9 protein-coding genes are annotated in these 13,843 nt (G+C 37.0%); 4 read left to right on the forward strand and 5 right to left on the reverse strand.

Annotated features, from left to right (window positions below; all coding sequences use genetic code 11):
- Positions 1-166 precede the first annotated feature (166 nt).
- Positions 167-1,057, reverse strand: coding sequence for a hypothetical protein (locus tag LJ658_RS20225; protein ID WP_230548374.1), 891 nt, complete (start codon positions 1,055-1,057; stop codon positions 167-169).
- 71 nt (positions 1,058-1,128) lie between these two features.
- On the opposite strand from LJ658_RS20225, the gene LJ658_RS20230 reads away from it, so the two are divergent.
- From LJ658_RS20230 to LJ658_RS20240, 4 genes are all read left to right on the forward strand, one after another.
- The gene (locus LJ658_RS20230) at positions 1,129-1,413 is read left to right on the forward strand and encodes a helix-turn-helix domain-containing protein (RefSeq protein WP_230548375.1); all 285 of its coding nucleotides are present in this window, start codon (positions 1,129-1,131) and stop codon (positions 1,411-1,413) included.
- Between the two features lie 712 nt (positions 1,414-2,125).
- Positions 2,126-2,302, forward strand: a complete 177-nt coding sequence (locus LJ658_RS20235) for a hypothetical protein (protein ID WP_230548376.1) — start codon at positions 2,126-2,128, stop codon at positions 2,300-2,302.
- A 22-nt stretch (positions 2,303-2,324) separates the two neighbouring features.
- Complete coding sequence (locus LJ658_RS20610; protein ID WP_370633101.1) at positions 2,325-2,522, forward strand: hypothetical protein; 198 nt, start codon at positions 2,325-2,327, stop codon at positions 2,520-2,522.
- A 13-nt stretch (positions 2,523-2,535) separates the two neighbouring features.
- Positions 2,536-3,195, forward strand: coding sequence for a hypothetical protein (locus LJ658_RS20240; RefSeq protein WP_230548377.1), 660 nt, complete (start codon positions 2,536-2,538; stop codon positions 3,193-3,195).
- A 383-nt stretch (positions 3,196-3,578) separates the two neighbouring features.
- Here LJ658_RS20240 and LJ658_RS20245 read toward each other — a convergent pair whose 3' ends face one another.
- The 4 genes from LJ658_RS20245 to LJ658_RS20260 form a co-directional block, all read right to left on the reverse strand.
- Positions 3,579-7,067 (reverse strand): DUF6443 domain-containing protein, encoded by a 3,489-nt coding sequence (locus tag LJ658_RS20245; RefSeq protein ID WP_230548378.1) that lies wholly within the window; start codon positions 7,065-7,067, stop codon positions 3,579-3,581.
- Between the two features lie 27 nt (positions 7,068-7,094).
- The gene (locus LJ658_RS20250) at positions 7,095-10,316 is read right to left on the reverse strand and encodes a hypothetical protein (protein WP_230548379.1); all 3,222 of its coding nucleotides are present in this window, start codon (positions 10,314-10,316) and stop codon (positions 7,095-7,097) included.
- A gap of 85 nt (positions 10,317-10,401) precedes the next feature.
- A complete protein-coding gene (locus LJ658_RS20255) occupies positions 10,402-11,802 on the reverse strand; it encodes a hypothetical protein (RefSeq protein WP_230548380.1) in 1,401 nt (466 codons plus the stop codon).
- 523 nt (positions 11,803-12,325) lie between these two features.
- On the reverse strand, positions 12,326-13,660 hold the full coding sequence (locus tag LJ658_RS20260) for a phage integrase SAM-like domain-containing protein (RefSeq protein ID WP_230548381.1): 1,335 nt from the start codon (positions 13,658-13,660) through the stop codon (positions 12,326-12,328).
- Positions 13,661-13,843 lie beyond the last annotated feature (183 nt).

Here is a 13,843-nt window from a genome sequence, read left to right on the forward strand (position 1 = left end):
TGTTGGGCAAGCTCCAATATGCCCATCTTGTTTTTGATGATCTTTGCTTGGGTTGTCATAATACTAATCTCTGTTACGTGTTTTAAATTATCGTAACTGTCAGATTAAATTGTGACTATCTCAGCTTATCATTCACAAAAGTATTTTCAATGAGATTATTCACTGATTACTTTATTCCGAAATCATAGACTTTAGTATCATTTTGAATAACTTGGCCCGTCATACTTGCGCCTACTCCACCAGAAGCTGCGGACGTAGCATACATAAAACAATACTCACCAGCCGGTAATCCTGTAGGAAAGTAAACTTTGTAAAGGTTTGACGAGATTTCAGTATACTTAAAACCAGTAACGTTTTTACTAACTCCGTTTGATACTCCACCTAACAATGAGATTTTACCAGTTTCGAAAGTTCTGCTATTCCTGTTCTTGTCTAACTTAATAAGTTTAAAATCATTTGGACTAAATGCCTGGTTGCTTTTTGAAGTTGGAGCATAAGATTGCATCAGCGCCATAAATTCATCAGTAGATGTATTATTAGTCGCACTGGTATTATTTAGTTTGCTTTCTGTATTGTGTTCGAAGTAAAAATAAAACACCGGTGTTTTACTTACTTGTAGATTAGATTCACCACCATCTAAAGTTGATTTACTTTTCATTGTACCAGTTAAGATATTTGAACCCATCTTGTTTCCCGTTACTAAAGTGGGATCAACTCTTGTATAAACATCGCTTTCTCCTGCATAATAGTAAATACCCGATTGGGCAAATTTATTGGTAATCTTGTCAGCAGCAGTGTTGCTAACATTAATAGATGCCGGTTGCTTGTCAAGCATCGTATTAATTACCTCATCGGAAACCTTTGTCTCTTTTAGAACTATCAGTGCATCAGTTGACAAGTCAAATGAACATTTTGAAGTTTTGATTTTGTTAATAATAATGCTCGATGAAAGTCCAGCTTTGGTTAGCCCGATAACGGACTTGTTTGTTAAAACGTCTTGCGCATAACAGAATGTTGTGTGTATAACGATTGTTAATAAAAGAATAATCTTGTTCATAAGTGATTTATTTAAGTGAGTTGATAAGCGTTTAAAGTCGGCTATGAAGTTATCAATAAATATTAGCAAACATGAAATGTATTTCATGGTATAATTTCATTCGGTATCGCATTTTAGCGAGTGTGATTAATGTCCGAAACGATGAACTGATTATAGCTTTTGGAATCCGCGTAAGAGAATTACGAAAGGAGAAAGGTTATACTATGGAAAAGTTAGCGGAATTAGCGGGTATAGATGCTCGACAGCTATCCTATGTTGAACTTGGTAAAAACAACACTAGTATTAGTATGATGTACGCTATCGCAAAAGCTTTGAATGTCAGTTTATCAATGTTGACACAACTTGATGATTTCTAAATAAATATCTAATATTGCGTCAGCATAAGACCGGGGGGACACATACTTCCATATGTTAGTATGGGGGTATTAACAGAAGTACTCTACAGAACCCTGCACACCATTTTTTATAAATTAAAATCTATAGCTATTTATTGATCTAAAACCCGTACGGGTTTTGATATTTATAGAATACTAAATAACGATGGATGTACTCCCCTGAATCCTTTCATAATTTTTTAACCTGTAAACATCATTAACATCTTTTGTTCATAGTTTAAATATAAATTATAAAGGGGTTTAGTTATATTTGAATGTACCCCTTTTGTTAAGGATCAACCCGTGGGTCGAAAGATGAGCAGGTTTAGACATTGGATAGTATTCTGCAGACTTGCAATAACAGTCATAAATAGCGGGAAAGGTTTCTCCGGTAGGTACAAAAAGGTTAACTTATAAATTGAGGGTGGAACATGACACATGGCATACTGTGTTCTGAATTAACAGAGAGGTTAGTTTCCACATAGGTGTAGACGATTAAAAATCGTTGACGTACGGCTCACAGGAAATAGTTAATTAATTTATTCTTCTACAATAGATGAATTATTGAATCAGATAAAACGGGTAAGGGGTATTTTGTGTCGTTTTTACTAGGTTTATTATTATTTATGAATTTAGGTAACAAGCCCGTAAAGGATTCTATCCTTATCTAAATGATATCGTTAAAATTATTAAAATGGCACAAACTAAAGCTTATGTCATAGGATTTTTTAAGTATTTATCAGAGTTCTTGGATATTGCTACAGATAAAGTTAACCAGGTCGTCACCGAATTAACCACGGCATTGGAAAACTATAGAGCAGAGCATTTGAAAAGTCTGAAACCGGAAAAGAAAATATCACAAAAGATATGAAAGAGGTGAGGCTATTCCCTCGATTGAGGTTGCAGCAAAGCTTGCTAAGGCCTTAGATATATCTTTAGATTATCTTTCTGAACTTACAGATATAGAATTGGATAGTAACGTCCTTGCTCGTATAAATGAAATCACCACACTGTCTGATGATGATAAAAAACAAATATACAGGGTTGTTGATGCTTTAATTAAAGATTATGCGGCCAAAAATGAGATGTAGACTAATAATAGTAATGATGATTATAACTTCATGTAATTCTCATCTTGAAGAAACAAGAGGAGTTGACGAAGTTATTTCATACTATGGTGGCAACTGTAAATATTCCGTAGGCACTTCGATATCAACGAACAACAGCACTAATCATTATTTAGAGTTAGAATTGAGTAATTCACAGTCCTTAGAACCGTTTATAGATATTGCTGACCTCCCTGCTTCAAATATAGCATACTTATGTTATCATCATTTGGATAATAACAAGACCACATATAATCAAATTAACACTATACTAGTTTTCAAAGGTGGAAAACGAGTTTCTTTCAGTTATGCAACATCTCAACTGGATATGGTCGAGAAGAAGATGCTTGTATTGGACAAGGTTATATCATTGCTAAAAATGCATAATTATCGAGATATAAAAGCTTTATTGGATGATAAAGCACAATTCAAATATAATAAAGACACATTAGTTTCCAGTATAATAAAAGCAGAACCAGTACTGGGTGACATCAAAGGTTTTAAGACTTTAGGATTTCAAATTATAACAATTGATGGTATTGATCTGCTGCATTTATCAGGAGTAATAGAAAGAAAAAAGACCAGCCATCAATTTAGTATCGACATTGATACTGACCTTAATAAAAATCAAATTATAAATCTTCAATATAAACTTTAGCCTTTTATCAAATCTGAGCTTTAATCTCTTTTGTAATATCATCAGCATTAGTAAATATAGATTTAAAATCACCAAGATAATAGAACTTACTTCCAGTAAATCTTATAACAAAGACATTAAATATTAACCGCTCAACCTGTATAAAGTCGTTAGCTGGTATTTTTTTCTTGCTTAAGAACTTTTCAATAATGAATTCTTCTTTAGACCATTTAACATCACTAAAAGAATACCAGATAAGGTTAATAATAGACAATATTATTAGAATAAAAATCCAAAAATATAGTGAGGCGCCAATTATAAAATTGACTCCTATTAGTATCAATGAGAATATGAACAAGAGTATTTGATAATATCTCGACATACCCATTCCAAGGGATTTGTAATCAATTATCTCCATTTTTACGAGTTACTTTAACACCCACGTTCACTGAACCACTATAATTAAAAATAAGTCCTATTGTTGGAGAAAAACCTGCTGAAAGTGTTCCTACAGGTGTTAAATTCCCATTTGTTTGATTTAACTGTCCTCTAGCTTGTATAGGTCCAACATCCACTCCTCCGTCATTAGAAGTACTTACAACTTTATGGTTTTTATCAATTGTTTGAGAAGTACTGCCATTTAAACCACCAACAAAATCTCCACCTCCACCAAAACTTCGTTCATATTTTCCATCTTTCTTTATGTAATCAAAACTTCCTGAAGTTCCTGCTTTGGAGTCGACTTCAGCTTTCCCGGACAACAGCGTAATAGAACCAGCATTTATATCGCCATTAATTAAGCCTTTTTCCCCACCACTAGCACGAGCACCAATAGTCACTTTCCCCTCCACGCTTCCATAGACAGAAACATCCAACTTTCTAATTTCTGATTTTATATCGTCTTTGACTGCCCTGACAGTATTTACAACTGCATTCGTAGCAATTTCTTTGACCTTATTTACCGCATAATTTTTAGCTGTTTCCAGTAAACTTGGCAAACCACAACATCCCTGGGTGGACATCCCGTCGGGATCAATGAATCTGATTGAATTATCATCCCCATAAACGTAGGGACTAAACCGTCTCGACTTCTCTGCCAACGGATCCACACTCGTCCACCTTCCAATTACCGGATCATAGAACCTTGCGCTGTAATCATATTGGTTCAATCCTACCTGTTCCTGTGATTCTTTCTTGTTATAAAGATATTCATTTTTTACACCACTTGCAGCGCTGTTAATATCTAAGCCAAACGGATAGTAATCGTCCAACTGCTTTGGTGTATTACCACCTGTGCTGCTATCAAATGTCACACGGGTATCACCCAAATGATCAGTTAAGCTATACTCAAAGTTTGGTGTACCGGTTAAATTAAGTACACGACCCTCTTCTGTCTGAATAAAGTCTATTCCATTGCTGCCATATTGGATACCGTCAATATATTCCGTTACACTTCCATTAGCTATTCTGCGTAGCTTATTGCCAGCGGCGTCGTAGGTGTATGTTAACCCTTTTGCTGGTATGCTTGCCGGAAGATTAAATAGGTTATAGTTAATGGCATTTCCCTGCCCGTCAGAAGGCGCATTGCCGTTACCGTCATAGCTGCCATAAGTTCTATACGGGGTACCATTGTTCTTTACCAACAATAGTTGATTACCATTATAGCTATCGTACGATAATGATCCGCTATAAGCGCCACCGCTTCTATTCAAAGTTTTTAGATTGCCAGCCAGGTCGTACGTGATGCCGATTTCATTATTGCCTGTCGTGGAGATTCCAGATGTTAATCGGTTCAATGCGTCATAAGTGTAGGCATAGTTTTGCTGGCTTTGCCCGTTAGCTAACCAAAATTGGTTCGCTATGTTACCATTAAACTGGGGTGTGGTGGTAGTTTGATCATTATACCGAAGGTCCAAGTTAAATAAATTACCATTTGTAGTACTGGTACGTAACCAGCCCCGTTCGTTATAGGTATAATTGATTTTCTGCAAAAAGCTTCCGCCGTTATCTGTACTATGTAGGTGCTTCGTTTGAAGTTGCCCAATTTCATTATAGTCTGTTTGACTTAACAGCACAATAGCGGTATTGTTGATCTGATCCAAGGTTTTTATCTTTCGATCTGCATGATCATAAACATAAGTATTAGCTATGGTTATGGCTAAACCTGCCGCGGTATAGTGTTGTCGGGTACTGGCGGTCAATTGATTGGTGAAACTATAAGTATTGGTAATAACATCATAATTGGCTGAATTTGCCGCACCACCCAGGTAATGTTGCTTAAAGGTCTTGGTAATCCGCCCCAGATCATCGTAGTAGTGCACAGTCCATAATTTGTCGTTACTTCCCAATATACCAATTTGAGTAGCCGTAAGGAGGCCTTTTGTCATCGTACTTGCACCGGAAGGTGGTGTGTTATAAAGCATGCCGGGATAAGAATAATCGTCATAAACATTGGTGCTTAATGTAGTGGTCCAACTGGTTGGCCAGCTAGTAGTGGTATAGTAATTACCGGGAGCTCGGGTTTCCCATAGGTTAGCCGTTTGCGCATTTACCTGTGCTTGCAGGTCAACTTGGGAAATAGTGGTATTATTATTATCCCATATACCGGTTTGAATTACCCTTCCTATTGCATCGTATTTTGTAAATAACCATTGCTTATTTAAACGTTGATTGGCATCCTGAGTAGCTACTAATTGATCTGCTTTGTTATAGACTAAGTATTCCCAATCTTTACCAGGTATTCTTTTTTGTGACAATCGGTTACGCCCATCATACCTGTACTGATAGCAAAAATTAGTAATCGTGGTCGAGTTACTGCTGCTTAATCCATTGTCAGCATTGGCTCCGGGAGGCAATACAAAAACTAGATTACCTAAATCATCATAAACATAATAAGTACTTAGTATTTGTATTCCGTTATTAAAGTTATAAGTACGTTTTAATACAATATGTTCTTCCTTATCTTTGTAGGTTTCGGTAGTATTTAAGCGGGCATCGGTTTGGCTGCTCGCCCAGTTTTCATCCTGAGCGACGGTAACATATAATTGATTTGCGCCATAAGTTCCCTGATCTGTTAAAGTTGGATTGCCATTTGCGTCTACACCCACACCAAATAGTTTGGCCCAATAAGTGGTGCCGTCGTTACTTACATAAATGGTTTTGACCGTATGCCCTGCTGTTACCCCACTTTGATTGACAGTCCCTGTTAATTGCCAGGCATCGCCCGGCGCACCTTGTTCTACTATGCGGTCTAACGGCAATGCTTCATATTTAATGCCCGATACTGGGCTAACTGTATTGGCTACGTTACTAGCCCATGTTGCCGACTGGTTATAAAAATGAGCCTGTTGGGTTATTGCGTCTACCTTGTAACTTCCATCGCTGGCAACAGCAGGGTTATTGGCGTAAGGCAAATATTTAGTGACTTCACGACCAAAAGGATCGTAGGCAATGGGTTGAACTAGGTCATTGCCATTGGGCGAGGCCTTTACCTGTATGGTTTGCATAGGACGACCAAGTCCGTCAATATATTGTATGGTTTGCATCACATCACAACTGGTATAACCCATTCCTGCAGGGTTGTAGCTGGGTATACGGGGGACAGATGTTAAAATATAATTTTGATTGGAACTTGGCGTGGTTGACAAGAGGCTACAATCAGGTTGCGTAATATGTAATAGTAAGCTACTGCCTGGGGATGCTGTAAAGCTAAAACCGGGATTGGCACTTAACACTATCTGCGTGGGGCTATAATATATGCCTGCTGCGGGAGTGCCTGTCATTGGCGCAGTTACTAGTGTACCCTGCGCAAACCCGTTCCAAGTAAATAACAATCCGGTTAAAACCAATACGGTTCTTATCCGTGGTTTTATATTGTTTACTAATGTTTGCATAATTTAGTGATTAAGGGCGGTCGAGATTTAATGGTGGTAATTATAATCGATGTGCTTGATAATATTGAGGTCTTTATCCCTAATGTTCATTAGTCGTTGGAAGCTATCGTATTCATAAAAGGTGGTCATGCCCTTCGGATCGGTACTGCTAGTCATACCGATCAGTGGATTATATGTATAGGTAGTTACCTCGGCGCTTGGTAGCGCAGTTCTGAGCGTGTTAATTATCCCCCGTAGCGTGGAATCATTCCCAGGATTTGTATTAAGTTGATCTATAGTAGTTTGACCCAACGCATTTAGTACTTGCTGGTAGCTGGCGTTCTTTATCTCCGCCACTGGATAACTTCCATTGTATCCCCATAATATTGCAACTGGACTACCATTTGTTTTTAACATTTGTTTGACTTTATTATAACTGTTATAGCTTAAATTGTTTCTTAAGGTAAAATTGGGCAGATAATAATTATTAGGATCGTGTAAAGGTTTCGGCTGCGATCCAACACCTTCATAATTATATGATTCAGTGATATTTCCGAAGTCGTCCGCAGTTATAATTTGACCGGAAACAATGTTCCCATTTTTACTAGTGATTGCTTTTAGTGACTCACCTATTATATGATTGGCTTTCAACGTTGCAACATTGGCTCCGCTATTAAAGTCATTGGCATACCAAAACGATTTTTCTAGCAAACTGCCATCAGACCCTGTAGATGTGCTTTTTGAAAGTAGAAAATCTTGGTCTGAATAGCTATGGGTTGTTTGGGTTACAATTAATGCACCATTATCATTAAATAAGGTGTCAGATACTGCGACTTGAGCATGACGATCTGTAGGAAGAAAAATACTTCCGCTATTGAAATAATCGTTGTAATTCTGCGGATCTTCATTTCCTAAAACGACTTTTCCGGCAATGCCAAATTTCAATCCTTTCAGAACTTCAGGAGTATAGGTAGATGGGAGAGGAACAGGACTATAAACAAACCCGGTTGATTGCTGTTTTATGAATGCTGAACCTGTATTTTTATAAATTTCCTTTCTTAGTAAATCATTATCTCGCCACGAAAGATCCGTAGTTGGTGGAAACGGTGATTGTAAATAATTTCCCGTAACAAGTTGCTTACTGTCATAATAATAAACATTTTTTCCGTTTTCGCCATTCTCTCCCAAATCTTCTATTACCTGACGGTAGGTGATATGAAAGCCTGTTTGGTCGGCTAAATTATGTTCTCCAATACTATAAACCGGTCCGCATATCATATGCGGCCAAGGCGACTGGACATATGACTCACTAATGACATTATAGTTGTCAATATAACTCGGTGCTTGATTTAGCTCCGGTTGAGCGTAAGATAGCTTTCGGATAAGACTAAGATTTCCTGTATTGTCAAAATCTTTAACTCGTAATATCCGGTTACCACCAACGTTTACTGGTAAAGGATTTAGCAACACAAATGACCTAACATTAAATTCAGCCCTGTTTGGAGCATTTGCTTCAGCAAATGCACATCCTGAATGAAGATGGTACTGATAGGTGCCGCTTGATAACAAAAGATGTTTAGAGCCACTTACCGTATATCCAAAGGTTTCAAAAGTATTTTGACTATCCCCATTTTTTTTAATCTCCAGCGTGCATAAATCACTGTTATCTAATGTTGTGAAGTTCCATTGAATTTCAATATTTGGTGAATCCTGATTAATCACAAAGTATCCAACCCCATCTCCATTGTTATCGTTACAGGTGATTCCACGGTCAAATATATTCGTATATATAGGAACCGCATCTGTTCGCAAAAATGGAGGCATGCCGACCCCATTCGGATATAACATTTGATTACTTTCATATTCATATTCACTATAACCGCCAGTTGGGTAAGTAATTCTCTTCAGCATACCGATCATCGAAAAACTATTATCTGAATAATGGGTGTTGTGGCCGAACCTTGAAGTTAGGCCAGGGAACATCTGGCTGTAATCAATATCTGTAACACTTAACGGTGAATTAGCATTTTGGCCATTATAATACCCCCAGTAATCGAGTCCATAAACTCTGTTTGGGCTGGTGATTAGCGGTACTGTACTTACATCTGCAGGGGAATTATAATATGCAAAAGCATAATTTTTGACAGGTTCCGATGTTAAAGGGTTTAGCATAGCCACCTTATCAAGTCTTAAACGTAAATTATTATTATATGTAAACTGTATATTGTTAATTAGCTCGTTATTTTCATTAAAAACTTTAATAGCTGATAAGGCATGTGCAACGGAGCCGCTGACCGTTTGAATATCATTCCTAACAATGGTTTCAAAATTAATTTTTCTGTTTTTATAACTAATACTCTGTAAAATACTTTGAGCTATTGTGGAGGTTGATTCGGAGTTATTTGGTCCTGTAAAACCTGGAATGCACTGGTAATCTGAATTTCCTGAATAGGCTCCGATACCCGGCCCCCAAGTGTACGTGGTACTGGAATTAGTTGTTGTATAAATTGCATCTCCTGAATATTGGAACAATACCTCTTCATTATTTGGTGTGACAATTTTGTCGAGATTCCAAGTTCTGGTTCCTCCAAGACTGGCTAATTCAAAAATGTCATCATTATGTGAACCACTATTGGCAATCGAGTTGACAAAATAGTATTTGTACCCCATTTCATCAGTAACGATAAATCCTATAGGGCTTTGCAGTTCAACCTTAAAAGGCATGTAGTTAATAAATTTAACAGTAGTGCCGTCAAAATAGAAACGCGTGCTACGCCCTAATATATTTAACGAAAATATGTCTGGTTGTGAATCCCCATTGCCATTTAACACATCTTTTATAAAGTGATATTTATCTGTTGGATTTGTTGTTACACCATTAATGTAATTGGAAAGTTTTGTCCTCACACTTTCGTCATGCACTAACCCACCGGGTAACAAATCATCTATTCCTCTAATTTCTTGAGTAATGTAGCCGCCTGGCATAAGATCCCAACCATTTCCAACCCAAGAGGGAATTGCGTCTGGTTTCAAACCGGAATTACCATAAATTAAATCAATTGGAATTTTTATATGGGAATCTATTTCAAATGTGTATAGGTTAATGCTGTTTGAAATTTGACCAGAGCTATAATTTACAGGTGTGTTTCCATATTTTTCAAAAGAGGCAATATTTGGCGGAACTGTATTGACATAGTTCTTCAAATCCAATTGAGCAAAAGCATGAAAACTAATTAAAATTATATTTATTATAAAGATTGATTTTTTCATTTTTCAATAAATTAAAAATTTAATGGGCTTAATGTGTATAACAACAGCCTGCTTTAAATCACGTTAAAAGGACTGGCTAATTTTTTTAATAGATATTTGGTTTTGCGATACTTTTTAATCGGTCTTTGAGTTCATCAATTTGTTTTTGCTGGGCCTGTGTTGTTTTTTGTTGTTCTTCTTTTATCTGAATTACATACAATGTCAATTCCTCCACCTTTTTAAGTAGCTTCAAATTCATCTCACTCAAATTTATCCCGTTCTTTTCCATGTCAGCAGCTGATGGAATTTCCGGTAAATGGTGATTATCATCCAAATAGGTTTTAAGTTCAGTTAATTTAGGCAGTTTATAGGCTGGTTCAAAAACGTAGTCAGGTGCGGGTACGGCCGCTGTAACCTTTACTTCCGTTGAGTGAATGGTGCCATTAACGGTCAGTTTGGCATCTGGCTGCATCGTTCCAATGCCTATGTTACCACCAAAGTATGAGTTTCCTGCAGCAACGTACAACGCTGTCGGGTTGGTAATCGTCACGTTGGGTCCGGCGGTTGGGGCACCTGCAATGTACATTGTTGCCGCATTACTATAGGTAACGCCAGCATTTGTCGCGGCAAGTGTCGGAGCGGCAATACTATTTGCCGCAACTGTACTTACCGTTCCTGATGCTGCAGTACCGGTATCATTAATGGTATTAGCAAGTACACTTAGAATGTTTCCTGTGGTCCCAATAGTGCTAGTACTAAAGTTAGAAGATCCAAGCTGTAATCTTGATGCCTGAGTTAAACCAGGACCTAAAAATGTATTTCCATTTGCAATATACAATGAGTATGGATTTGTTATGGCAGTGTTTACACCGGCCACTGCAGGGCCAACTACATAGATAGTTGAAGCATTCGCATAGGTTACGGGACTACCAATGGTCGCATTTAACGCAGTAATTGTAGACTGGTTGAAACTTGCATCTGTTGCTGTCATTCCAGCAACAGTTCCTCCTGCTGCTGTGGAATTATCTATCAACGCTACTCCCCCAATAAGGAACTGTGGGCTATTTACGCCCCAGGCGGAAGAAGCGACATTTCCTGCAATATGCAGCTTAGCAACTGGCGCTGTGGTACCGATACCGACATTGCCATTTGCTAAAAGTGTGAATTGATTCCCTCCGGCCTCATAAGCATAAATTTGAAGTCGCCTATTGGTTGCCGCAGTACTATGATCATATTGAAAGACAAAAGAATTGTTGCTAGTTATTGATTGCCCTAAAGTAAAGAATGTGTTTTGGCCGCTTGATAATTGACTGTTGAAAAAGTGAGCGACAGGGAATCCTGTTGACGAGGTATTTAAATCAACGGCAAGTTTAGCATATGGAACGGTCACACCTATTCCAACATTTCCTGAATTGGTATTTATAATATTGGTTGTTCCGGTCCATTGTCCATAAGATAGTTGGACTGTTGCAATAACTGCAACGAGTGTTGTGTAGAGTTGTTTCATGATAAGGTAAGGTTATTAGATCTTCTAATAATTTTTTAAGCAAATTATATATTTCTTATTAAGAAACCAATAGGCTTGTGTTAATTATTTATCCCCGACCACTAGTTAGATGCGTGAACTAATGTCTGTAGTATTTAACAACCAAGATCATTGTTAGACAAGAATTGGATTTAAATTATTGTCAGGAGGCGCTATAAAAAAGAGATTTAGCAAACTATTCACCTCGTTATACAACAAACGTTTGATAGAAACATATTTTATCACCATAAGGGGCATTTAACAGATAGCGCCACTAATTAAGCCAATTTTTTATTGAGAGTAAACAGATATGAAGGCAGATCGTACGTTAAGTAGTGAAATGTACGACAGGGGTGGCAGATATTCGTTTACGACGTTCAATGCATATATGCTTGGTCTACAATAATAAAGGCCCATATTCCAAAAAAGCTAATCAATATTGGCTTTAGTTGATATTAAACCCAATTTATAAAAAACAGACATAATAGTCTTATGTCTGTTTAGGTTAGCCGTTCATATCCTCAGCATCGGGAATAAACTGTTCCCAATCCTTTAAATTTCGAGGTTTAAAAACATTTAAAACTTTACGATTGGCTTCATCAATATGCCTCCAGTCTTTCTGTAGATAAATATCCGTTGTTTTGTGCACGGCATCAGCATGATTAATTGCCATAGCAACATCATCTTTAGACACTCTGCAATGGTTACGGGCAATATTAGCCCATGAATATCTCGCATAATAAAATGTTAAGTCAGGTCCTAGGTTTAAATGTTTTGCAACAGTTTTTAACCCCGTATTTATAGCGGCAGTTAAACCATCAAAGTGTGTATACATTTGATAAAAGCAAAAAACACGTTTTCCTGTTGGGTCCCTATATTTTTCAATTAGTGGTATGGCTTCGGGTTCGACTTTTATAGAAATTAACGCATTATCTTTACGTCTACTCTTGGTTTTTGCTCGGCTATAGGTTATCCTGCCATTATCGTATTCATCTACATTATATAAATCAACAGCATTCATCCCAATTAGATAAAAAGATAACAGAAAAGCATCACGACTAAGTATTGAACGGGTAACTTTATTACGAGTAATAATTTCTAATCCACTACAATCAATGATTGACTCCATCTCACTTATACTAAGAATTTTATTTTCTGTTTCACCTATATATGGCGGCTCATAATTATCAAATGGATTATAGGGTATTAATATATGTTGGCGCTCATTATATACTTTCATAGCCGTTGTATAATAAAACTTTAACTTTGCCATATAATCCCTTATGCCTGTATCTGTTAATGGCTTTAATAATAAAGTAACCGTTTTACCAGGATTATTACTTCGAATTGCAGAGCGGGATGATCTTAAAAAATCTTCATATTTCTTTATCAAAGACAAAGAGATATCATTTATATCAATACTAGGTCCTACAAAATCAATGAAACTATTTAAAGTTGTGAAACCATTTTCCCTGGTACCCTTTACTTTTATCTTACTGATAAAAAGGTTTGAAAACACTATGTAATCAATTTTTGTCTCTACATCACTATTGGCTTCGATATTGTTAAGTAAATATTCCTTTAGCTTTTCACATGTGTAACTGTTAATGTTGGTGGACAACTTGGCAATTTTTTCACGATAACCAATTAATGTAGTGTCGATGATATCTAACAGCTCGCGGTCTTTGATTTTAAAGTCTTTGTTAAGTTGTTTTTTTGTTACAAAATACTCAGTTGAAATATATTTTATAACTCTTAGGTGGGTAACACGAATTCTGACACGCCATGTGCCGTCCTGTTTACCCGCCTCTTTGTTGATAACAGCTTTAAATGTTGCCATATAATGATGAAACAATTGTGAAACATTTGGTTGATTTAGCACAAAAAGCGCGATACACGGAAGTAAACAACCCCCACCTAAGGTGGGGGCTTTATTCTAACCTCTGAAAGAGGTATTCGTCAAAACAACTTCAAATCAGTCGAGCCATCTTCTTTTCGTTCTTCCTGCTCCTGATACTTCACA

This window comes from Mucilaginibacter sp. UR6-11 (assembly GCF_020880695.1).
In the GTDB taxonomy this organism is placed as follows: domain Bacteria; phylum Bacteroidota; class Bacteroidia; order Sphingobacteriales; family Sphingobacteriaceae; genus Mucilaginibacter.